The following is a 23,189-nucleotide window of genomic DNA, read 5'->3' on the forward strand; positions in this document are numbered from 1 at the left end:
AAAAGGCTATATATAGGTAGCCTGTGAAACTGGAAGTGCCCATTTTGGGCCTGATTTAAAGAATAATGTTCTGACAGAGACCAATGGAATGACTCTCTGCTGGGGCTCCAAAAGAAAGGAAAAATGATTATGGAAAAAATGATGAATACAAAAACAGAGGGTAACACATTTACAAAGAAAATCGGGCAGACAGTCTATGTTGTCCGTTATCATTTCAATGAAAATGCAAAGGAAACAATGCAGGAGAAGATTAACCGGATGCTGGTTACAGAAGCAAGTCGACAGGCAGTGTATTAAAATTAGGTGGATGTAATTGAAGAAAAAATATGATATCATGTGAGTAACAAATCGAGATTGGACAAATAAAGAAATTGTAGGAGGAATATATATATGGTTGGAAGAATTTATCACATTGGATTAACCGTTTTTGATTTGGATCGCTCGATTGCTTTCTACAGAGATATTCTTGGGCTTAAATTTCAGGGTGAAATCTTTATGGAAGACGAAGAGACAGATAAAATGTTCCGTAAGGAAAATTGTAAAGCAAGGGTTGCATATTTGAATGGTTCAAAGGCTCTTGAAGCACCACCGATTGAATTGATTCAGTTTGTAGACAGTAAAATCCATAAAGAACAATCAGACTTGTTTACGACATCTATCTCAGAAGTATGCTTTTACACGGATGACATTGATTCTGTTTACAAAACCCTTATCGAAAATCATGTGGAGTGCTTGTCTGAACCGCAGTATTTCGACTTTAGGGCAGATGGATTTGGGGAAAGCAGAGCTTTTTATTTCAGAGACCCGGATGGAATCATTCTTGAGATGATGCAACCACTTTGATGAAAAATTATAAGTACAGGAAAGTGACAACTTCACGTTTGTAGAATTCAAAAATTTAATATGAAATGTGAGATAGAGCGTATGGAAATAATCTATACGTTCTATTTTTTTGCCTTTTTTGAAAAAGTGATTAAAAAACTATTGACATTTTGTTACTGGTAGAAGCAGATGGTTATAAAAAGCTTTTGATAACTATGAGTGCAAAAACAGATAGCTGCGAAAATTTATTATGAGCTAATAGCAAAATTTGATATTTTGTGATATTGAGGGTATGGGGAATAGTAATCTCCATTAAGTTCGTCAGAGAATTATAATCCAGAAATGGGATTTTGAGTTACTCTAGGCGATACTTGCTTTAGAAAATGATTTGCCATAATGAGTTAGAATATGGGAGGAGGAAGCGTTAAAAAAAGAGAGAGCCATAAGCAACTCTCTCTGTGATAAAATCAAAAAGTTATAGTATCAGTGATTCGGTAAGATTACAAAAATCCTTAACAGGAATATTTTCTTTAAGTGGTAAAGCTGTCTCTAAAAAGGTTTCGTCTGCAAATCTTTCGAGTTCGGAATCAAAATGTATAATAGAAGCATTTGTATTTAATTGGTATGGCGGAATTGTAATAAAATAATCATAATCTTCGTAAGAAGGAGTGGCGCAAGAAACTTTGATTTTTCCGCCCAATTTCAATTTTGCAAATTCTCCATAAATGGCAGTTAAGGCTTTTTTCCTTTCTTCATCAGAAGTAATTCTATCTACATATCTAATATACCAATAATCTATATTTCCCTCTTTTAATTCAATTAAATAATCGTATGATCTGGGCGTTCCAGATTTTATTGTCCATTCAACTTTATGAAGACTTGTCATCATGGAAAGTCCACGCATTAAGGTAGAAAAAAACTTTTCATGCACCTGAACAGTAGAGAGATCCAAAGAAAATCCATTGTCTGCAATTATCTTTTTTCGTTCCCGTATTTTTTTAGAAGAATATCCCGTTGCATCATATAATTCTTGGATAAGTTCTGGATCATCAATGGCTTTTGCAATTTTATCAATAGTGCTTTTATATGGTCTTCCAGATCGGACACCGTTGAGCATTCGTGAAATGGTTGCATTATTTAAGCCTGTTTGTTCAGATAATTCTTTTTGTGTTTTTTTCTGTAAAATGATTTGAAGTATATTGATGAATCTTTCCTGATCGTAAACGCTGTCAGGATTTATTAGTGTGCCTGAATTTGATATAAATTCGTTCATTCAAATCTCCTCTTGACTTCTTTGACTTTGTATAAATTGACTTCTTGTATTTTATTTTATCAATTATATCCCTAAAAATCAATTTAAAACATAAAGAAATCAAAAAATGCTTTATTGATATTCTCTTAAAAGTCAAAGAAGTCAAAAACGTAATTGACATTTTGATATCTTTGTGTATAATGTAAATCAAGAAGTCAAAGAAGTCAAACGAATCGAAAAGAAAGGAAGGAGGGCTGTGGATTGAAATATAGGGTTGTTTCGGTTTTGAAAGATAATAGACCACGTTTTTTGATTATTTCTGATATTGAAGAAATTGAAATCCTTCCATCAAAGTATTTGAAGCATCTGGATCAGATTAATGCTTCTCCGAATACTGTAAAATCCGCAGCCTTCGCACTTTCATATTATTACAATTATCTGCAGGAGCAAACGATAGGATTGGATGAGATTACATTGCTATCCTATTCAGAGCAGAATAAACATTTTATTGATTTCTTGTATTGGGTTAAGAGTGGAAAGCATACTGAGCATAATACACAGACGAGCAATAAGACCTGCAATATGTATCTTGGTGCAGTCTTCAGATACTACCAGTTTTTGGCACTGGAAGATGTTTTGCCAATGCTTAAAGTCTTACGAGTAAAAAAAGTATCATATTTTGACAGTATGGGAGTAAATCATCAAAATGCAGTGAATTCGTTTAAAGGTTTCTTCAAAGAAGAAGAACCTAATCTGGAAGAAATAACATCCGAAGAAATACAGGAGCTGATAAATGCCTGTACGAATGATAGAGATCGATTGCTGATAGCAATGATGGCAGAAACCGGTCTTAGATTAGGGGAAATTCTGGGAATCCATTATACCGAAGATATTGATTTTGAAAGAAGGACGGTTCGGGTAAGGTATCGTGAATCCAATACCAACTTGGCAAGAGCAAAAAATGCAGAATATAGAATGGCTTTGTTAAGTAATACAACTTTTGAGTTCTTGGTTAAGTACATTTCTGATAACCGAAAAAGTCTGATGAACTCGGAGTATCTATTTACAAAATTAACTGGAAAAAACAAAGGAGAGCCATTAGATGCGGATTCTGTGTATAGCATGTTGAAAAGGCTATCCAAAAAAACGGATATCAATTCCCATCCGCATCAGCTCCGACACTATTTTGCGGAGGAAAGAAGAAAAGAAGGATGGGATTTGAATGACATTCGTTTTGCCCTGGGGCATAAGAAAGTTGAAACTACCATTAAATACTTGGGTGAAAATAATGAACGATTGATAGAAGCGACAGATCAATACTACTCAAATAATGAAGATTTATACCAAATTGCAGATTTTCTGTAAAAGGAAGGAGGGATTACCTTGGCAGTATTAAAAATTGTTCCGAAGTTATATCAGGAAAAAATATCTGAGAAATTAAAGGAAGAAATATCTTTAGTTACGACTGGAGAAGCAAAATACTATAACCGGTTATACAAATTTTTTCAGTATACAGATATACAGTGTACTGCAGATATTAACTATGAAACGAGAAAAATGTATATGGATTCTCTTGAAAAAGAGGATATTTCAGAAAAATATAAAGCGGAATTACTGAGCTTATTTGATCGTTTAAAAATAGAAAATATGCCAGATGTCTATTCACAAGGAAAGCCCTTCTCTGTAGAACAGGAGTTTTTTAAGCAAGACAAATTGTTTTTGCTGTATGTCCCCAATAAGAAGAAAGCACAATCTTTCCGTCAGGTGGTTGATAAGAATGATTTGTTATGGGACTTAACGAGGATACATTCATCACAGTTGGTGCGACAGACAAAAATATTGCTGTGTGAAATTCTGAATATGGATAAGGTACAAAGACATCGAAGATATTTTTTAGAACCATTAAAAGCACTTATACGGTTTTGCGATAAGTACGGAATAGATGATATTGAAGAAATGGAACAGGCAGACGAAAACAGATTTTATCTGTATTTAAACAAGGAGTCGGAAATTATAAAAAAACATGCTTCTAAGATTGTTGAGTTTGCGAGAAGAACGTTATTTCTAACAGATTCAGAGACAAATTGGCGAGCGTGTATCTGGTATATGGATAGGTTTCAGTTTGATAAATCGAGAATCAATGCTAGTTCACCTGTTAAAAGCCTTTCATTTATTAATATTTACGAAAAAGAAAATCGTTGGTATTTACAATTATACGCAAAATATTTGGTCGGGATATCGGATCTGTCTTTATCAAATATCCGAAATACAATAAGTTTTATTTCACAATTTTTAAAATATCTGGATGGACAGAGTAAGAAAGTAACTGAACTGGAGATACAAGATATAGAGGGTTATGTGTCTGTTTTGGATAAGTCCGATATTAAGTATTCTACTTTTAACCGATATATCACACATATGCATACATTTCTACAGTTTTTGAAAATGAAAAATATTGAAGTGTTGAAGTTTTATCCGGAACGATTTTTAAAAAAAGGTTTTTCAGAACACAATGAAAGAAGTGTTCCAGAAAAAACAATTGCTCATCTGATTAAGGAGCTGCCGGCATTCCCAGAGCATTTACAGTTGATGTATTTGATTTTGTTTTGCACAGGAATTAGGAAAAGCGAGGTTTGTACAATAAAATCGGGAGCCTTTTATTCACAAGGCAATGAGAATTGGATGCGCATATATCAAAGCAAAATGCGGAGAGAAAAAGTCATTCCTGTTCCCAGTTTATTGGTTGGACTGGTGAATGATTATGAAAAAAAGTACGGAATAAAAAATGGGGAGTATTTATTCAAAAATAAAAAGGGTGGTGCATTTAATGGACAGACATTTTCAAATCAGATGATTCGGGAGTGTAAGGTTCGTGGGATTGCCTGCGGAGATTATATCTTTAGAGCACACGATTACAGACATAACCTTGCAACTTCAATGTACGGAAATGGGGTTTCTATACAAGGGGTACGAGATTATCTAGGACATTCAAGTGAGAATATGACAAAACAGTACATTGATTTCATGCCGGAACGTATTGTATCGGCTGAAGATAAATATTTCTCTAAAAATCAGTCATTTAAATTGAAAGGAGCAGAAGATGATGAAAGGTAATATTAATTTGATTTCGTATGACTGTTATCAACAAGCTACAGAAAAACAGTTGGCAGGACTGAAATGGAAGGAAAACAGGGTGTACTACATATCAGAGATTCATAATGAAAAGATGCAGGATGAGATTTATGGGTATATCGATGATAGATGTAGACGTTTGTCATTATCAACAGTAGTAAATGATATTTACAGATTTGATCTGTTGAAAGAATTTCTGAATGAGAAGTGTACAAGTTGTAGTAGCATCACTGATAAAAAATGGGAAGAACTGGAGAGAAGTTATAAAGCATTTTTATATAAAAAAGGATTGGCGCTGTATGTTAGAAGAAATAGACCGGATAGGCGGAATGTTGAGCAACAAAGTAGCGCTCAGATTTCTTTTCTGAAAATGTATTATGAGTATGTTGTGAAGTGTAAAACAGCAGATATTCCAGAAAATGAAAAAGATGTATGGGATATGAGAAAGTTGGATATTGTGCCAAGGAGTAATCCGATTCGTGGAAGATATAGATTAGATTTTCGTGAGATCAGGCAGAAAGAATTTAAAGAGATAATAAAGAAAATATTGTATAGCCACTGCCAGACAAAAGCAATGGGTAGTATAAAAGGTGAATTGCGTGGATTCCGTCGGTTTGCTAGTTTCATGTATGATCGATTCCCAGAAGTAAAGCACTTTACAGAAATTAGCAGGGATATGATAGAAGATTATCTGGTTTATATAAAAACGGATACTGGTCTTACATCAGTCAGTTACACGACAGAGCTGTCGGTTTTGGATAATCTGTTGGATGAAATAGGGCGTGAACTGGAAATAGGAAATATATGCAACCTTTTTCTGTCCAGTGATTGCAGAGCATATGACAACGCTTTACCAGAAGCGTATTCAGATGCAGAAATCAGAAGATTTAATTGTGCATTAACAAAATTAAAGCCCCAGTTAGGCAGATGTTTAATAATACATCAGATGCTCGGTACAAGAATAGAGGATACGTTGACTTTGCGAAGGGATTGCTTATCTGAGAAATCTGGACATTATTTTATAACTATTATCCAGCAGAAAACAAGGAAATATAAAAGACCAGTTAGCAATCAGCTGGCAGAATTGATTAGAAAAGCAATAGAAGTTTCAGAAAAGGAGCATCCAGATTCAGAATATATTTTTCTGCAAGATAATGGAAAATTGTATACAGATTCAATGCTGAAATATCATGTAAATATCATGATTTATGAAAATGATATCAGGGATGATAATGGAAATTATTTTGAGTTTCGTACACATCGTTTTAGACATACTTTTGGAGTAAAACTTACAGAAATGAAATTAGATGATGATAGCATTGCAAGGCTGTTGGGGCATAAGGATACACGAACCATACCACATTATCGGCGGTTAAGAAACGAAGCATTAGCGGAGGATACAAAGGCTGTACGAGATGAAATGAATGAATTATTAGCACAATACAGGAGGGAAAAGGAAAATGCAGAAACACGATAAAATGGTAGCACTGGCAAAAGAAAAAAGTGCGGAAATGACGGAAACAGCAATAACAGCTATTGAAACAATGTATAGAAAAAATATAAAAATTTCAGTTGCTGAACTTACAAAACTAACAGGACTTTCCAGAGGTTTTTTCTATAATAATCCGAATGTGAAACAGGTCATGATGGAATTGAAGGAAAAACAACAGGGAATGATATTGCGAAATCCTAAAAGTGATGCTATTGCAAAAGCACAGGAAGCACGGATTAAGAGTTTAGAACAGAAATTATCCGATAGTGTTCCGAAAAACGAATATGAAAGTCTTCAGAAAAAATATGAAGAATTACAGGTGAAATATAGTCAAATGAAAAAGGGAACACTGTTGAAGATGTACGACCAATTATAGGAAGAAAAGGAGAATATTTTATGCAGAACGAAATTTATGATGAGAAAAATGGACTTACTTATATGTTATGTGGTGATTATTATTTGCCAAAATTGGCACTTACAGATATCGAACCAACTTATGGGAAATATGGGATGCTTCGTAAAAGCTATTTACAGGAACACAGAAAGGCAAAATATCAAATATTGTTGTTACAAGGAAAACTTGTCGAGCATTTGAATCAGATTGATGCAGAAGCAAGGGATAGGGAAGAACAATTAGTAAAACAGATGATGGAGAAACAAGGAATTACAGAGAAATTAAAAAGGCAGGACAACATGGAATGGACAAGGAGGATGAATGCCATTTGTCATGATGCAGAAGAGATGATTTTGACGGAAATGATATACACAAAAGGATAATGAACTGCATTGGATAGCAAGAATTTTGCAGCCCGGATAGCAAAAAAGTGGAAGTCCGGATAGCAAAAAAAAGGAAGTCCGGATGGCAAGATTCTTGCTGTCCGGAAAGACAAAAAAGTGAGGGATTAAAAATGTTGGTTAAGTACATAATAAAAGTGTTTTTATATTTAATTCTTGCAGTAATGACATTGATTCGCTGGTTATTAAAAATTCCGATGATGTTGGGAAATATTTTGCTTTACTTTTTATCAATTATATTTATTCTGACAGGTGTTTTGAGTTATGGATTTGCATTGGAATCTGCAAGAGAATGTGGGCGAATGATAATAATTGGGATGGCATTTGGTGCAATACCAGATTTTGTCCCATTTTTGGGAAAAAGTTTAGAGACATTGGTTGCCAAACTGTTAAGTATGACAAATGAATGAGAAAGTCAATATGAAAGAGGGCTGTGAAAGGCTCTCTTTTCTTTTTGCAACTGTGGAATGGCAAGATAATAACGTTATATACAGTGTGTATTAAGTACAGATATTGTATTTCTGCATGATGGGAACATAGGGAGTCCATATAAAGGCGTTGTCAACAGGACATAAAGGTAGTTTGAGTACCGGGCATTCGGATAGTCCAAAGGACATGCTCAGGCGATTGGAAACGATGGTGCTTATGGGGATGGACGTACCACTGGCAGCTATTCAGAGACAGATTGCATCGGCGATAGATATCATTATTCATATTGGAAGACTTTGGGATAAAAGCAGAAAGCTTCTGGAGATTGTAGAGGTGATGGATTATAACGGGGAAGAAATTGATACAAGGATTTTGTACCAGTTTGAAGAAACAGGCAGAGAAAATGGAAGAATTGCCGGCAAGTGGAAGAAAGTTCAGGATCTTGCAAATACGGAAAAGTTATTTTCGGCAGGATATCAGACGCTCTGAATATGCATCAGCATTATTCAAAACTGTGTCACTTCAAATGCTTTTGGCGTATCTGTTCTATGAATCAAAAATCGCATTTATCATTTTAACACCTGTTGGTGTCTGGTATTTTTTGCACTGGGAAGTGGATAAGATTAATCAGAAACGAAGAGAATTTCAGGAGCAGTTTCGGGAGGCAATACAGTCACTTGCAGCATCACTTCAGGTAGGATATTCGATTGAAAATGCCATGAAAGAAACAAAAAAGGATCTAAGTATACTTTATAAGGAGGATACGGCCATACAAAGAGAATTTACGCATATGGTTCGACAGATTTATCTGCAGATTCCGGCAGAACGGATTTTGGAAGAATGGGCAGAGCGTGTAGAGCAGGAGGACGTCAGGAACTTTGTAAATGTATTTGTTATGGCGAGAAGAAGCGGAGGTAATATGATTGGTATTATTCGCAATACAGCCGGGCAGATCCGGGACAAGCTGGAGGTAAGAGCTGAGATAGAGACGATGCTTGCAGCACGAAAATACGAATTTAAAGTCATGGCAGTAATTCCCTTTGTGATGATTGCTTATATGAAATTCAGTTTTCCGGAATTTATGAAGATACTATATGGGAATCCGACAGGAATAGGAGTGATGACAGCATGTCTGGCAATATATTTCGGCGCATATTTGCTTGGGGAAAAGATTGTAAATATCGAAGTCTGATGCTGGGAATCGTCATTGGAAGCTGCGTATTGGCAGTGATACTGCTTGTGACAGATCAGAGAGAGGCAACGAAATCGGTGACGAGTATCCCCAGAGAAAGCAGTGGACATGGAAGTATAACAAAGGAACTTCAATTGATAGTAAACGGTATACGTCAGAAAGACAAGGTGAGGATTACGGTTCAGGAAAGGAATTATTCAGATGAAGAACTTCAGAAAGTCTTCGATCAGGAGACAGAAAAACTTGGTGATCGAATCCTTGGACAGAATAAAAATCTGGACAATGTGCGGTATGACCTGAATCTGATCAAGGAAATTCCAGACGTTCCTGTTCGCGTAGAGTGGGAGGTTGATCGCTATGATGTGATCAGTGTATATGGCGTTCTGAATGAAGAAAATCTGATGAAAGAACCAGAAGGAGTTCTGGTAAACCTGAAGGCCTGCCTGATATATAAGCAGGATGAGACGAAGCGTGCGATAACTGAAATGACAGTAAAAATATATCCGCCACTAGATGATAATGATGAGAAAACAGTCTTGCTTGTGACAGAAGAACTGAGAAAACAGGAGGAGTCTTCCAGGCAGAAGTCAGAATTCAAGATTCCGACACAGATAGATGGTAATACGATAGTGCTTCGTAATCCTCAGAATCTCCGGGGATGGTATGCGTTAGCGTTAGGACCGATGATATGTATACTGTTGCTGGTATTAGACCGACAGAATCGTCAAAAAGAAGATCAGGAGACAAAGCAGCAGATGATGTTAGATTATCCGGAGATAACGGATAAACTCACGCTACTTTTGGGAGCAGGAATTACAGTAAAAAGTGCCTGGCAGAAGATTGTAACCGATTATGAGAAGCAGAAAAATTATCGGGGAATCCGTTTTGCTTATGAAGAAATGGCGAAGACATGCAACGAGATGCAGAGTGGAGTAACAGAGTTGGAGTCGTACGAACAGTTTGGGAAAAGATGTGGGTTAAAAGCATATCGGAAGTTGGCTGCGTTGCTTACACAGAATCTGCGAAAAGGAAGCAAAGGTTTATCAGAACTGCTTCGGGCAGAAGCCGATCAGGCATTTGAAGAACGTAAAGCTGCTGCGAAGAAAAGAGGCGAAGAGGCAGGAACTAAGCTTTTGCTGCCAATGTTTATGATGCTTTCGATGGTACTTCTGATTGTTATAGTTCCGGCATTTTTATCTATTCAAATGTAAGGTCCCCAGATGTAAAGACGATTAGAGGCAAGGAAGCTTGGATGTGAAGAAAGGAGAATATGTATGATAAAGAAAAAGTTGTACCGAATGAGATGGAAGGGGTTTCAATTAAAAAAGAGGATCACGGACATCCTGCGTGATGAGAAGGGGATCGGTGTGGTGGAAGTTATTCTGATCCTTGTTGTGCTGATTGGTCTGGTAATCATTTTTAAGTCGCAGCTTACCAGTCTTGTAAATACGATATTTGAGAAAATTACCAGTGAAAGTTCCGGCATATAAATCAGAAAAGAAACGTGGTGAGGTAACAGCATTTCTGGCATTAATCTTTATGCTACTGGTTGGATTTACCGGAAGCATGATGGAAAGTGCGTCCCTGCAATCTGCCAAAAGTTATCGGAGAGCAGATATGAACTGTGCCATGGAATCAGTATTTGCGGAATATCAGCGGGATATGCTGGAAGAGTTTGATCTGTTTGTGCTAGATGCTTCTTATGAGAGCAGTGATTATAGTGAAGAAAAAATTTTTGACCGGTTGTCTTATTATGGAGCATCCGGCATGGAACAGACAATGAAACGGGTGCAATTGTTGACGGATTATAATGGCGCAGCATTAGAGGATCAGATAGCGAAATATATGAAAAGTAAGTATGGTCTTAGTTCGTTGAATCCTTTCGGTGAGGATGAGGATGTCTGGAAAGAGCGGGCAGATGAAGCGGAAGAGTCGGTTAAGATGGAGGATCGTGTAAATGAAGAATTGACGGGAATTCTGTCGGAGAATGAACAGGAACTTCCGACAGAGAATAACCCACTTCCCAATATGCAGAGGGTTGCATCTACTCCATTGGCTGAACTTGTAATGCCAGAGGGGAAAGAAGTGTCTGATGCCAGTGTGACGTCCGATACTTTGGTATCAGGAAGGACCCTTCAGCGTGGATATGGAGATTTCAGTGACAAGGCAAAACAGGAGTCTTTATCGAAGATATTGTTGGATGAATATCTTTTAGGACATTTTGATACAGCAGTGGAGGAAGATGGGGCAGATGGCACACTGAAGTATGAAATGGAATATCTGCTTGCCGGGAAGAACAGTGACCGGGAGAATCTGAATGCAGTATTAAAACGTTTGTTGATGCTTCGGTTTGCGCCTAATTATGCGTTCCTTCAGCAGGACGCAGCAAAACAGGCGGAGGCGCAGAGTCTTGCTCTGACACTATGTAGTCTGATTGCACTTCCGGTGGCAAGTGAAGCGGTAGCACAGGCATTGCTGTTAGCGTGGGCACTTGGGGAAAGTGTTATGGATCTTCGAAGTCTTATGAAAGGTGGGAAAGTACCGTTAGTAAAAAGTACGGAGACATGGCAATTGTCGCTTGCCGGGCTTATGACACTTGGAACTGAGGATGACCATGGAGAAGGAATGGATGCAGAAGAAGGTCTGGATTATAAGGGCTATCTACGAGGATTGCTTCTTCTGGAAAATAAAACAAACCTGATTCTTCGGACTGAAGATCTGATAGAACTATGCATGCGTAACGAAAAGGGACTTACGTGGTTTCGTGCAGATCATTGCGTTTACAGGATGGAAGTGGCCTCGACGGTGCGGCTTCGAAGAGGAATCACTTATACATTTAACACTTATTATACTTATCAATAGCTGAAAGGCAGAAGGATGTCCTTTGGGATATAGTAACAATCTTTTTTGCATATATAGAAAGGAGATGCTCTCTATGATGCCTCCCTCAAGGCATATGATGAATTACTCTGTGAATCCCTCGTATCACAATACAAAAACAAATGAACAAACTGAAAACCAGAGGACATCCTTCTGCCTTTTGGCAACAAAAGGATCTATTACAATAGAGGCGGCATTTGCAATTCCATTGTTTTTTCTGGCAGTTTTAGCTCTTTTTTACATGATGGAAGTAATGTCCATACGCACCAGTGTGCGCAATGGAATGCAATATGCGGCAAAACGCGCGGCAGAAGACTGCTATCTGACACAGATGGTCTCACCGTCCGCATTGGAGACAGAGATTGTCAGGGCAATTGGCAGTGAACGATTGGAACGAAGCATTGTCGTAAATGGAAGCAGTGGAATCAACTGTCAGAATTCACGTATGTCGATGTTGACAGGCATTCTGGAAATGGAAGTGATTTATCAGGTGAAGCTTCCGATACCTGTATTTACAGCAAAGGCGGTTCACATGAAAGAAACTATGCGGATGAAAGGATGGAATGGTTATCAGTCGGCATTCTGGGATAAAGAGGATAATGAGACTGTGTACATTACGGAGACAGGCATGGTATATCATCGGGATTATCATTGTAATTATCTGGAACTATCTATTCGAACAGTCAATGCAGGAACGGTGGATGACCTGCGTAACAATGATCAGGAAAAATATCATCCCTGCGATAAATGTGTGCATGGAAGTGCGGCTTCGCAGGTATATCTGACAGACTATGGCAATCGTTATCATAATTCATTAAGTTGTAGTGGACTTAAACGAACGGTATATGCGATTCCTGTATCAGAGGCAGTAGGGAAAGGAGCATGTACAAAATGCAGCAAATAAATATATATCTGATGGAATACGGTTGGTTCCAGGTTATTGGCAGAATGATGGTATGTCTGGCATTAGTATTCATGGCTTATAAAGATGTACGGGAGCATAAAGTATCTGTGATTGCACTTATAGGCTGTGCTTTAATAACCGGAATTGAGAGTGGTATAGCTGTGGTTACCGGGGGCTCCGGAGCATGGAAATCATATCTGGCAGGTCTGGTGATCGGATCACTTTTTATCGTAATCAGTAAAGCAACACGAGAAGGTCTGGGATATGGAGACAGCTGGTTGATGTGTATTCTGGGAGGGTATCTTGGAATCTGGAATATGCTTGAACTGTTAGTGATGACCTGGATGTTAACTGCAGTGGTAGCAGGGATTATACTGGCGCGAAGTCGATTCAAAAAGCGAACGTCAATACCTCTGGTTCCGCTTATTACAGTTGGATATATAGCCGTATGGCTGACGGAGATAATGGTGGCTGCAAATGCATAAGAAAACGAGGTATGGATGAAAAGAAATTATAAAATATACAAAAATGAAGGAAAACTTGCAAAAATTAGAACAATGGAATTGAATGGAATGTTTACAGTAGAAATGGCATATATTGTGCCTTTTATATTAATGATATTTTTTCTGAGCATTATGGGAATATTTTATTATCATGATAAGGCACTTACAGCGGCTGCCGCACACGAAACGGCAACAATTGCCGGAACAAAGGTCAGAGAAAAGGATGAAGTAACAGAAACCGTAGTGTCAACAATTTTTGAAGAACGGATCAGGGGAAAATGTATTGTATTTGGCAATCCAAGTGTAAATGCAAAAGTTAACAAAGACCAGATTACGATTACAGCAGGTGCAACAAAAGGTCGTATGAAGCTTTTGGTCGCGGAGTCTTCAAGCATTACAAAACCAGAAGAAAAGATAAGAAGTTATCGAAAATTAGGATTGAAAAGATACTAGAAAGAAGGAACAAATGGAAATACATACAGAAGTAAAGAGCGAGTTGAATAAAACATTGTTGCGCATTTGTGTTCCGGGCATTACGGAAGCAGATTATCAGATACGGATGCTACAGATGAATCAGATAAAAGGAGTGCTGCCTGTTGCTATACGCGGTGAGGGAGAAATGACTGTATACGAATATGAAATTACGGGTCTGGTATCAATGAAAAATAAATATCGGCAGGACAAGATTACTAAAGAAGAGATGAAAAAGTTTCTATCAAAAATGCAGGAAACAATTTGGGATGTGGAACGTTATTTACTGAACTCAAATAGAATCCTGCTGGAACCGGAAATGATTTTTGAAAAGAACGGTGAATTTCATTTTTGTTATATGCCACAGTATGATGGTACGATTCGGGAAAGCTTTCATAAGTTAATGGAATATTTTGTACAATGGACTGATTATCAGGATATAGCCAGTGTCCAGACTGCGTTTTTGCTTCATAAAGAAACAATGAGAGAAAATTACAGTCTTACAGGAATCATAGAAAGTCTAAGCGAATTAGAAGAAAAGAATAGAAATATAAAAGTTGACAAAGCAATTACTAAAGCACAAACGGAGATATGGGATACAAAAGAGGACGATGTGTATCAGGAAAGTACACACACATATGACACAGAGGAACATGACTGGATCACAAGGCAGGAGATGGGCAGTAAAATTATGAAAGAGACGGATAATCTCTGGAATCCGGTAAAGAAATTTTTAAATCGCCATAAGCGGCCGAGATGGGGAGACTGGGACGGAATCTATATTGATGAAGAGGAATTATGATGTTATACTAATATCATAGAATTACAATATAGAGGAGACAGGGATGAATCAGAAAAAAGCACCCTGCACGGTTGTTCTGATTGCTGTTAATACTGCAGTCTTTCTGGCACTTTCAGTTATCGGAATGACAGAAGATGCAGGATTCATGTTACAGCATGGAGCAATGTATGCACCGGATATCTTGTACAATGGTAAATATTATGAATTGTTTACCAGTATGTTTTTGCATTTTGGATTCCAGCATCTGATGAGTAATATGATCTCATTGGGCGTGATGGGGTGGCAGCTTGAATCTGCAATTGGAAGGATTCGTTATCTGTTAATCTATCTGCTTAGCGGAATCGGTGGCAACCTTTTATCATTGGCTGCAGATATACATGGTGGAGAATATGCAGTATCTGCCGGAGCATCGGGAGCAATATTCGGAATCATCGGAGCATTACTTTATATTGCGATTCGTAATTATGGACGAGTGGGCAGTGTCTCGGGCAGAGGCATTGTGTTTATGATAGTTATTACATTCTATTATGGCTATAGCAACACAGGAGTTGACAACTATGCGCATATAGGTGGGTTGATCAGTGGATTCCTTTTAGCAGTAATCCTGTATCATAAGTCAGGGAGAAAGAAAGGGATACGATCACAATAAAGGTATCGGGTATACTGTTTGAATGCATGGTGTGGCAGCAGTAGAATAAACGGGTAATATACGATAGGCGAATATAGAATTGGCTGAATCGTGAATATAAGGAAAGAAGGTAATTGTTATGAAAGACTGTAATTGTATTTTTTGTAAGATTGCAAATGGAGAGATTCCATCTGCTACCTTGTATGAGGATGAAGAGTTCCGTGTAATTCTGGATCTTGGTCCGGCAACAAAGGGACATGCTTTGATCTTGCCGAAGGAGCATTATGCGAATCTGTATGAGATTCCTGAGGAGACGGCAGGAAAGTCTATCATTCTTGCGAAGAAGATGGTTACAAGAATGAAGAAAGCACTGAACTGTGATGGATTTAATGTACTTCAGAATAATGAGGAACCTGCGGGTCAGACGGTGTTCCATTATCATATGCATCTGATTCCGAGATACGAAGGCGATAATGCTTTTCCAATGTGGAATGCAGGTGAACTCACGGATGAAGTCAGAGATGAAGTCCTGAAGAAGGTAAAAGAGACAGAATAGCGGAATATAGGAATATAGGAATATATTCGTAGACAATGTTATAAAGCAATGAGAGATAAGGAAATTAACAGTGGGAATAGAGTCCGAAAAAAGAATGGATTCGATGCTGTATATGAGGAATATCATAAAATGGTATTCCGTATAGCGTATCATTATACCTGCAATAGAGAAGAGGCAGAAGACATTTCACAGGTGGTCTTTGGTAGATATTACATTTTTTCAGAAACCGGTCGTGTGACAAACGTACGGAGTTGGCTGGCGACGACAGCCAGGAACGTTGCGGTGAATCATGTAAAACATATAAGCTATGAAAGACTGCTATGGGCGAAAGAAACGATGGAAGACTATCTTGGATATGAAGAAGATCCGGAAGAACAATTTTTTGGAACTTTACGTGAGAAAGATGAAATCGAATGTGCATGCAGGATATTGGCGGCACTAAAGACCAAAAAACGGAAATGGTATAATCTGGCAGTATATGCATATTGTAATGAGATGCCTAGACAGGAGATAGCTGACCGTATGGGAATGTCTTTGGATGCAGTGATGAGTACGTTGACAAGAATCAAGGATTGGATCAGAAAAAATTATAAAGACGAGTTTGACCACATTAATACTTAACAGAAAAAGGTGTCAGACTGACACCTTTTTCTATACTTATACAACAAAAATATCTTTATAGTTTAAAGTGGTTTTAATTATGCACGTGCAACAGACTCGATCAGATCAATGATCGTATCGATGGAATCCTGCTGGTTAGAGTTCTTCATAGCTGAGATATAGCGATCGCGGTTCTGGTAAAGCTCATGAATTGTATCCAGAAGCTTCTCGTTGGTGATCTCTTCCTCCTCCATTACGGTGCTGAATCCCTGACGCTCAAATGAACGCGCATTCAGAATCTGGTCTCCCCGGCTGGCATTGGCAGAAAGTGGAATCAGAAGATTCGGCTTACGCAGTGCGAGCAGTTCGCAGATCGCATTAGCTCCAGCACGTGAGATAACAATATCTGATAATGCAAAGAGATCCTTCAGTTCATCTTTGATGTATTCATACTGTACGTAACCATCCAATGCGTTCAGTGAAGGGTCGAGCTTACCTTTGCCACACAGATGAATAACCTGAAAATCTTTTAATAATACCGGAAGAATACGACGGACAGCTTCATTTACCGCTACAGCGCCGAGGCTTCCACCGATGATAAGAATTACAGGCTTACCGTCTGTCAGCCCTGTAAAGTCGAGTGCATGCTGGCGATCTCCTGACAGCAATTCCTGTCGAATCGGAGAACCAGTCAGTACCGCTTTGCTTGCCGGAAGTAGTTCTACTGTTTCCGGGAAGTTACAGCACACTTTTGTAGCTGACGGAATAGACAGCTTATTCGCAAGCCCCGGAGTCATATCAGACTCATGAATGATTGTTGGAACCTTGCATTTCTTTCCGGCGAATACGACCGGAACAGATACGAAGCCGCCTTTGGAAAAGATTACATCCGGTTTTAATAATTTAATTAATCGATGTGCTTCACGGAAACCCTTGAGTACACGGAAAGGATCTGTGAAGTTACGAAGACTGAAATAACGTCTCAGCTTACCGGAAGAGATCCCGTGATATGGGATACCGAGCTGTTCGATCAGCTCCTTTTCAATTCCGTTATATGAACCGATATAGTGAATATCATAGTTCAGTTCTTTGAGACGCGGCAGCAGAGCAATGTTCGGCGTGACGTGCCCGGCAGTGCCGCCGCCGGTTAAGATAATACGTTTCATAGTGCGCCTCCAATCAATATCAATAAAGTAATTGTAAACGAGGGGAGTGCGATGGTCAAGGGAAAAGAGGAAGTTATGAAAGAGCATTTGAACGATTACGAAAAGAGAATATGGGAAGGAATCGATAAGGACGCAGAAGAAATTATAAAAATGGTGGAAGCGGATCCTGAGGCGATGTCTGCGGAGCCGAGTGAAGAAATGGATCGGAAAATCTATGCGATGATTCCAGGCCATGAAGATGCGGATTCGGAAGATTCGGCGATGGAGGGCTTGTCAGAAGAAGACCAGGAAGCACTACGTCTGGGCAGAGAGTTACAGAAGCGGAGAAAAGAGAAAGAAGAGGAAAAATCCAGAGCAAAAAGACGCCATCACTGGAAGCGAATCACAGCTGCGGCAGCAGTATTGGTGCTTGTGATAGGAATAGGAACAACAGGAGTAGGTGGACCGAAGAAAATCGTGGAGATGGTGGAAGGAACATTTGGCGGAAGAGATGCTTCGCGAGTGAATGTATCGAAAGAGGAGACTAAAGATACAGCGGACAGTGAAGAAGAACAGGCATATCAACAAATTAAAGATGAATTGGGATTTGATCCCATTAGGATAGTAAAAATCACTCCGAAGCTGAAATATGAATATTGTGAAGTGGATGAAGATATGGAAATGGCGCAGTTGCTTTATAAAAATGGTAATGCAAATGTGTCTTATGTAATGAGTTCGTCTTATTACGAGGAATTAATGGGAGTTGATTTAGAAGATACTATAACAGATAGTTATACTTTGGAAAAAGGAAAGCTCAGGGCAAAAGTTATGGAATATGAATTGCCGGAAAGCAAGAAAAAGGAATATTCAGCAACATTCGAATATCGGGGAGTTTATTATCATATGATAGGGATTATAGAAAAAGCAGATTTTGAAGAAATTTTAAAAAATTTGCATTTTCCTTCTTAAAAAACGACAGGTTTTGCAAGTTCGGTTGTCTATATATATGAGAAGAGTTGGTAGCTGCGGAGAATATTATGCAGAAACGAGCGATATCTACAATCTGTGCAATTTCAATGCTCATCTGTTTACTGCTGAGTACAAGTACCGGTATGTCAGCAGAAGCATCTGACAACAGGTCTATGTTGGATGGTTCCTATTTGACAAATGAAACTGAATCTACTGGCACAGATATTAAGATTACTAGAGGGGAAAACCTTCAGGTAGGTTATTCGAAGATACGTAAAGTCAAGGCAGGTGTGATTTATGCCGGTGGAACAACCATTGGGCAGCATACCTGTAAGTCGATACAGATTACTGTTTCCGTTGAACGCGCGAAGTGGGAAGACGAGGAATGGGAAGTTGTAGAGGTGTGGCATAAGGAGAATACCGATGCAGACCTTGTAAGTACCAGCAAAAAGCTGGAAGTAGAGGGTGGTTGGTATTACCGGGTTGTATGTATTCATTCTGCGGATGGAGACATGAGCAGCTCGGCGACGGATGGCCTATATGTGGAGGAACCATAGTGACGTCACATTCCCCACAGGAACCGCAGATTCCTGACGTTGATGCATAAGTTCTGGCAGGAAAGCTGTAACGGAAGTCTATGAGGATAGTAGAGAACAAACAGGAGACAGATTCTCTGGGTTACACACAACATGTCAGGCCGTAGGGATATATGCGGCCGCCCCGAATCATAGGTGGACGGAACAGCCGGAGAGTCTGGCAGCGTCATCTGTTCTTGTATTAATGAAAACTGAATATGGAAAAGTGCTGCTGTGGCTTTTGGAAGTGGAGAGACAAAAGTGAACAGTAAACAGCACGAAAAAGGAAAAGAGACCGAGGGAGACGGTCTCTTTTTCTTAAATCAGGTTACACGTATTTATGAATGCTTACTGTGCCAATGCCTGACGAAGTGCTTTTGCGAGCTGGTCCGGACAGGATGTTGGCTTGAATCCGCACTGGATTCCTTCCAGACGCTTGATGGCATCTTCGGCCTTCATGCCGGTTACCAGTTTTGAGATGCCCTGCAGATTGCCGTCACATCCACCAATGAATTCTACTGATTTTATTACATCACCGTCCAGCTCCAGATTGATCAGCTGTGAACAGGTGCCGCGTGTTTTATACTGCATATCTTAAATCCTCCTATCATAATTAATATTGAGTCTTGATTAAAGACTATCGGCATTATAACAGAAGCAGATAGAAAATACCAGAGTAAAAATGTGCACAGAATTATAGAGTCGTCATGAAAAACATGGTATACTATCGGAGGTAGAAAAGGAGGATGAGATATGATCGGTATTATCGGAGCTATGGATGAAGAAGTAGCAGCATTAAAAGAGAAGATGGAAGTGGAGAAGGTAACAGACCGGGCTTCTATGCAATTTGTGGCAGGTAAGCTGGAAGGTAAAGAGGTGACTGTAGTGCGCAGCGGTATTGGTAAGGTCAATGCGGCAGTGTGTGCACAGATTCTGGCATCGGAATTTCATGTAGATACATTGATTAACACAGGAATCGCGGGTTCGCTGGATGCAAAGATTGATATTGGAGATATGGTGATCTCTACCGATGCACTTCATCATGATATGGATGCGACTGCATTTGGTTATCCGTTGGGAGAAGTGCCGAGAATGGATATTCTGGCGTTTCCGGCTGATGAGAAGCTGATCCGTCTGGCAGTAGAGGCGAATGAGGAAGCGAATCCGGATATTCACACATTTACCGGAAGAGTGGTAAGCGGAGATCAGTTTGTGGCTTCTGATGAAGTGAAAGAGAAGATCCGCAGTAATTTTGGCGGACTGTGTACGGAGATGGAGGGAGCTGCAATTGCTCATACCGCATACCTCAATGACATTTCGTATGTCATTATTCGTGCTATTTCGGACAAGGCAGATGGCAGTGCATCTGAGGACTATCCGACCTTTGAGAAGAAAGCAATTGCCCACAGTGTACGACTTGTGGAGAAATTAATGACAAAGCTTGCGTAGCGTTATGGCTGAATGCGAGGTGACCAGATCTGACAGAGATGGACAAGCCTGACAGAATATGAGAAAACTCGCAGAACTCTATGCGAAATATGAAGAACGGTTTTTCCGCCCTCGTTCGGCGTTTCGAGTATAATCGAAACAAAGAAGGAGGGCATTTATTATGTTGGAAATGATAATGGACAGGCATTTGCAGTTTGTGCTACTGGGGGCTGTGGCATCGATCGGGCTAATCAGTAAAATTATTACAGGGGTGACGCTTAAGAAACTAGTATGGGCGGCAGCAAATATGGGGAAAAGTACGCATCCGTTGATGCGCCTGATCCGGGCAAAATATGAGCATGCGTGTATGGTAAGTGATCGCGTGCAGAATGTGGAAGTGTTTGTGGAGAAATACATATATGAATACCGGATTGCAGGATTGTCACTTCACAGTTGGCGAAGATTAGAAAAGGGGACGGCGTGGATCTGTGCGGCAATCGGTGTATTGGCAGCACTTGGAGAATATGTGCTTCATGGAATGAATGATCAGGTACTGCGTAATGGCGCATTTGGACTGGCCGCAGGTGTTATTTTATTTGCACTGCGGGTGTCAGTAGATGAGAATTATCGTCTGCAGGCAATACGCACATATATGGTAGATTATCTGGATAATTTCTGTGCGCGCAAATACGAAAAGAGCCGGGAAAAGAGTATGCCAAAATACGAAGAAGAATCAGTACCGAAGATTATGCCAGAGGAGAAGCAGGAAATGAAACAGGAGCCTGTTCCGGAACTGATGCCTGAAAATATACCGGTAAAGGAACCGCCAAGAGAATCCATAAGGGAAACCATAAGAGAAGCGGAGAAAATCCCTGAAAGAGAAGCAGAGAAAGTCCCTAAAAGAGAAGCAGAGAAAGTTTCTGCAAGAGAGCCTGCAAGGGAGCCTGTGACAAAGCCGACATCTGCAAGGCAGGATAAAAATGTATCTAAGGAAGTGTTGATTCGGGAAATTTTGGAAGAATATCTGGCATGATAATGAGAAGAAGGTCTTCTTGAAAGTGGAGAGTCAAATGCGAGACAAATTAGACTGCATATCTTGATATAAGGTATGTAAACTGGTAAAATAGATAAAAAGTTCATCATAAGAATAAGGATGGTAATATGGAGAGATTATATGACAGATTGAGTGCTTACCAGGCATCGGATTATTATGGATTCCATATGCCGGGGCATAAGAGACAGGCATCCTGGGGCGACAATCTTCCATTTGGAATCGATATCACGGAGATTGAAGGGTTTGACGATCTTCATCACGCAAGTGGAATTCTGAAAGATGCGCAGGAGCTGACAGCCAGAGTGTACGGCGCGGAAGAAAGCCGTTTTCTGGTGAATGGAAGTACAGTAGGAATCCTGAGTGCGATACTTGGCTGCACGAAGAAGGGCGGTAAGATACTATTTGCCAGACAATGCCACAAATCAGTCTATCACGCAGTCTATCTGAATGAATTGAATCCGATCTATCTGTATCCGGAATTTGATGAGGATTTACATCTGAATACTTATATTTCTGTAAGCGCAGTGAAGACTGCGCTTATGGAGCATTCGGACATACGCGCTGTGGTAATCGTGTCTCCGACATATGATGGCGTGATTTCTGATGTGGAAGGAATTGCCGCAGTGGTGCATGCATATGGTATTCCACTGATCGTGGATGAGGCACATGGAGCACATCTGGGATTTCATCCGTATTTTGATAAAAATGCACTGGCAAAAGGAGCTGATGTGGTAATTCACAGCGTTCACAAGACACTGCCGTCGCTTACACAGACGGCTATTTTGCATGTACAGGGTGAGATTGCAGATCGCAGACGGATCTTCCGTTATCTGGATATGCTGCAGTCCAGCAGCCCTTCGTATGTGTTGATGGCGTCGATCGATAACTGCGTGCATCTGCTGGCAGAAAAACGAGACGAGATGTTTGTACCGTATGTGAAGAGATTGCAGGAAGCCCGGGCGCAGCTGAAGCAGATGAAGTACTTGAAGCTTTTGGAGACGGAGCATTATGACTGGTCTAAGATTGTCGTATCGGCGAAGGGAGGTGGCCTTAGTGGAAGGGAACTGTATCGCATTTTGCGTGTGAAATACCATTTGCAGATGGAGATGGCGGCAGGGACTTATGTGATTGCAATGACGTCGATCAGTGATACGGATGAAGGTTTTCAGAGATTAGTAAAGGCATTTCTGGAGATAGACAGCGAGATTGGATTGAAAAATGAGCAGATGAACGCGAGCAAACAGATGGCGCTGAATGATGTGGTGGAAGCTATGGAGGATGCTATGGGAAGACTCCCTAAGAATCCGCAGGTCATGAACAGTGCCAGGGCTCTGGAAATTCCATTGGAAGAGACCGAGATGGTATTATGGGAAGAGAGTGTGGGCAGAATATCAGTGGAATATGCCTATCTTTATCCGCCGGGAAGTCCGTTGATCGTGCCGGGTGAACAGGTGACCGAAGAGGCGGTAAGGTTGCTGCAAGATTACCGAAAAGTAGGATTTTCCATAGAGGGATTAGAAAAAGACGATTATCTGAGAGTGCAAAAAAACTGGTAAAATG

Annotated in this window: 27 protein-coding genes and 1 pseudogene; 25 read left to right on the forward strand and 3 right to left on the reverse strand. The window is 39.7% G+C overall.

Features of this window, described 5'->3' with window-relative positions:
• Positions 1-129 precede the first annotated feature (129 nt).
• Positions 130-297 carry a transposon-encoded TnpW family protein gene (locus tag OCV65_RS09370; protein WP_015513594.1) on the forward strand — a complete coding sequence of 56 codons (168 nt, stop codon included), beginning with the start codon at positions 130-132 and terminating at the stop codon, positions 295-297.
• A 93-nt stretch (positions 298-390) separates the two neighbouring features.
• Positions 391-843, forward strand: a complete 453-nt coding sequence (locus OCV65_RS09375) for a VOC family protein (protein ID WP_055262220.1) — start codon at positions 391-393, stop codon at positions 841-843.
• Between the two features lie 454 nt (positions 844-1,297).
• On the opposite strand, the gene OCV65_RS09380 is transcribed toward OCV65_RS09375, so the two are convergent.
• Positions 1,298-2,095: a helix-turn-helix domain-containing protein gene (locus tag OCV65_RS09380; RefSeq protein WP_055262245.1), complete on the reverse strand. Its 798-nt coding sequence runs from the start codon at positions 2,093-2,095 to the stop codon at positions 1,298-1,300.
• A gap of 240 nt (positions 2,096-2,335) precedes the next feature.
• On the opposite strand from OCV65_RS09380, the gene OCV65_RS09385 reads away from it, so the two are divergent.
• From OCV65_RS09385 to OCV65_RS09470, 18 genes and pseudogenes are all read left to right on the forward strand, one after another.
• Complete coding sequence (locus OCV65_RS09385) at positions 2,336-3,439, forward strand: tyrosine-type recombinase/integrase (RefSeq protein WP_013976748.1); 1,104 nt, start codon at positions 2,336-2,338, stop codon at positions 3,437-3,439.
• Between the two features lie 18 nt (positions 3,440-3,457).
• A complete protein-coding gene (locus OCV65_RS09390) occupies positions 3,458-5,188 on the forward strand; it encodes a tyrosine-type recombinase/integrase (RefSeq protein ID WP_055262248.1) in 1,731 nt (576 codons plus the stop codon).
• Complete coding sequence (locus tag OCV65_RS09395) at positions 5,175-6,683, forward strand: tyrosine-type recombinase/integrase (protein ID WP_227337806.1); 1,509 nt, start codon at positions 5,175-5,177, stop codon at positions 6,681-6,683. The genes OCV65_RS09390 and OCV65_RS09395 overlap by 14 nt, the downstream gene beginning before the upstream one ends.
• Positions 6,667-7,074: a DUF6262 family protein gene (locus OCV65_RS09400; protein WP_008374214.1), complete on the forward strand. Its 408-nt coding sequence runs from the start codon at positions 6,667-6,669 to the stop codon at positions 7,072-7,074. The genes OCV65_RS09395 and OCV65_RS09400 overlap by 17 nt, the downstream gene beginning before the upstream one ends.
• A gap of 20 nt (positions 7,075-7,094) precedes the next feature.
• The gene (locus OCV65_RS09405; protein WP_008374212.1) at positions 7,095-7,475 is read left to right on the forward strand and encodes a TnpV protein; all 381 of its coding nucleotides are present in this window, start codon (positions 7,095-7,097) and stop codon (positions 7,473-7,475) included.
• Positions 7,476-7,606: 131 nt separating this feature from the next.
• A complete protein-coding gene (locus OCV65_RS09410; RefSeq protein WP_015525616.1) occupies positions 7,607-7,903 on the forward strand; it encodes a hypothetical protein in 297 nt (98 codons plus the stop codon).
• A gap of 139 nt (positions 7,904-8,042) precedes the next feature.
• A pseudogene (locus tag OCV65_RS09415) lies at positions 8,043-8,411 on the forward strand (ATPase, T2SS/T4P/T4SS family); the annotation flags it as partial.
• A 25-nt stretch (positions 8,412-8,436) separates the two neighbouring features.
• A complete protein-coding gene (locus OCV65_RS09420) occupies positions 8,437-9,114 on the forward strand; it encodes a type II secretion system F family protein (protein WP_262581815.1) in 678 nt (225 codons plus the stop codon).
• Positions 9,051-10,325: a type II secretion system F family protein gene (locus tag OCV65_RS09425; RefSeq protein ID WP_262581816.1), complete on the forward strand. Its 1,275-nt coding sequence runs from the start codon at positions 9,051-9,053 to the stop codon at positions 10,323-10,325. Before OCV65_RS09420 ends, OCV65_RS09425 begins: the two co-directional genes overlap by 64 nt.
• 87 nt (positions 10,326-10,412) lie before the next feature.
• Positions 10,413-10,604, forward strand: coding sequence for a Flp1 family type IVb pilin (locus tag OCV65_RS09430; RefSeq protein WP_262581856.1), 192 nt, complete (start codon positions 10,413-10,415; stop codon positions 10,602-10,604).
• A complete protein-coding gene (locus OCV65_RS09435; protein ID WP_262581817.1) occupies positions 10,585-11,976 on the forward strand; it encodes a DUF5702 domain-containing protein in 1,392 nt (463 codons plus the stop codon). The genes OCV65_RS09430 and OCV65_RS09435 overlap by 20 nt, the downstream gene beginning before the upstream one ends.
• A 178-nt stretch (positions 11,977-12,154) precedes the next feature.
• Positions 12,155-12,898, forward strand: coding sequence for a TadE/TadG family type IV pilus assembly protein (locus OCV65_RS09440; protein ID WP_262581818.1), 744 nt, complete (start codon positions 12,155-12,157; stop codon positions 12,896-12,898).
• The gene (locus OCV65_RS09445; RefSeq protein ID WP_262581819.1) at positions 12,886-13,383 is read left to right on the forward strand and encodes a prepilin peptidase; all 498 of its coding nucleotides are present in this window, start codon (positions 12,886-12,888) and stop codon (positions 13,381-13,383) included. The genes OCV65_RS09440 and OCV65_RS09445 overlap by 13 nt, the downstream gene beginning before the upstream one ends.
• 15 nt (positions 13,384-13,398) lie before the next feature.
• The gene (locus OCV65_RS09450) at positions 13,399-13,854 is read left to right on the forward strand and encodes a TadE/TadG family type IV pilus assembly protein (protein ID WP_262581820.1); all 456 of its coding nucleotides are present in this window, start codon (positions 13,399-13,401) and stop codon (positions 13,852-13,854) included.
• Between the two features lie 13 nt (positions 13,855-13,867).
• Positions 13,868-14,674, forward strand: coding sequence for a DUF6382 domain-containing protein (locus OCV65_RS09455; RefSeq protein ID WP_262581821.1), 807 nt, complete (start codon positions 13,868-13,870; stop codon positions 14,672-14,674).
• Between the two features lie 43 nt (positions 14,675-14,717).
• Positions 14,718-15,323, forward strand: coding sequence for a rhomboid family intramembrane serine protease (locus OCV65_RS09460; RefSeq protein WP_262581822.1), 606 nt, complete (start codon positions 14,718-14,720; stop codon positions 15,321-15,323).
• Between the two features lie 118 nt (positions 15,324-15,441).
• Positions 15,442-15,858 carry an HIT family protein gene (locus OCV65_RS09465; protein ID WP_118383252.1) on the forward strand — a complete coding sequence of 139 codons (417 nt, stop codon included), beginning with the start codon at positions 15,442-15,444 and terminating at the stop codon, positions 15,856-15,858.
• 48 nt (positions 15,859-15,906) lie between these two features.
• On the forward strand, positions 15,907-16,479 hold the full coding sequence (locus tag OCV65_RS09470; RefSeq protein ID WP_262581823.1) for an RNA polymerase sigma factor: 573 nt from the start codon (positions 15,907-15,909) through the stop codon (positions 16,477-16,479).
• Positions 16,480-16,556: 77 nt separating this feature from the next.
• Here OCV65_RS09470 and OCV65_RS09475 read toward each other — a convergent pair whose 3' ends face one another.
• A complete protein-coding gene (locus tag OCV65_RS09475; RefSeq protein WP_262581825.1) occupies positions 16,557-17,624 on the reverse strand; it encodes an undecaprenyldiphospho-muramoylpentapeptide beta-N-acetylglucosaminyltransferase in 1,068 nt (355 codons plus the stop codon).
• A gap of 51 nt (positions 17,625-17,675) precedes the next feature.
• Between OCV65_RS09475 and OCV65_RS09480 the strand changes: the two genes are divergently transcribed.
• Positions 17,676-18,572, forward strand: a complete 897-nt coding sequence (locus tag OCV65_RS09480; protein WP_262581826.1) for a DUF4367 domain-containing protein — start codon at positions 17,676-17,678, stop codon at positions 18,570-18,572.
• Between the two features lie 68 nt (positions 18,573-18,640).
• A complete protein-coding gene (locus OCV65_RS09485; RefSeq protein WP_262581827.1) occupies positions 18,641-19,129 on the forward strand; it encodes a DUF6147 family protein in 489 nt (162 codons plus the stop codon).
• A 366-nt stretch (positions 19,130-19,495) separates the two neighbouring features.
• On the opposite strand, the gene OCV65_RS09490 is transcribed toward OCV65_RS09485, so the two are convergent.
• A complete protein-coding gene (locus OCV65_RS09490) occupies positions 19,496-19,738 on the reverse strand; it encodes a TIGR03905 family TSCPD domain-containing protein (protein WP_118383248.1) in 243 nt (80 codons plus the stop codon).
• A 162-nt stretch (positions 19,739-19,900) separates the two neighbouring features.
• Between OCV65_RS09490 and OCV65_RS09495 the strand changes: the two genes are divergently transcribed.
• The 3 genes from OCV65_RS09495 (at position 19,901) to OCV65_RS09505 (ending at position 23,185) form a co-directional block, all read left to right on the forward strand.
• Complete coding sequence (locus OCV65_RS09495; RefSeq protein WP_118383247.1) at positions 19,901-20,596, forward strand: 5'-methylthioadenosine/adenosylhomocysteine nucleosidase; 696 nt, start codon at positions 19,901-19,903, stop codon at positions 20,594-20,596.
• Between the two features lie 160 nt (positions 20,597-20,756).
• On the forward strand, positions 20,757-21,608 hold the full coding sequence (locus OCV65_RS09500) for an MgtC/SapB family protein (RefSeq protein WP_262581828.1): 852 nt from the start codon (positions 20,757-20,759) through the stop codon (positions 21,606-21,608).
• Between the two features lie 128 nt (positions 21,609-21,736).
• Positions 21,737-23,185, forward strand: coding sequence for an aminotransferase class I/II-fold pyridoxal phosphate-dependent enzyme (locus OCV65_RS09505; RefSeq protein ID WP_262581830.1), 1,449 nt, complete (start codon positions 21,737-21,739; stop codon positions 23,183-23,185).
• The last annotated feature ends 4 nt before the right edge of the window (positions 23,186-23,189 follow it).

It is taken from the genome of Dorea ammoniilytica (assembly GCF_025567415.1).
GTDB lineage: Bacteria > Bacillota > Clostridia > Lachnospirales > Lachnospiraceae > Claveliimonas > Claveliimonas ammoniilytica.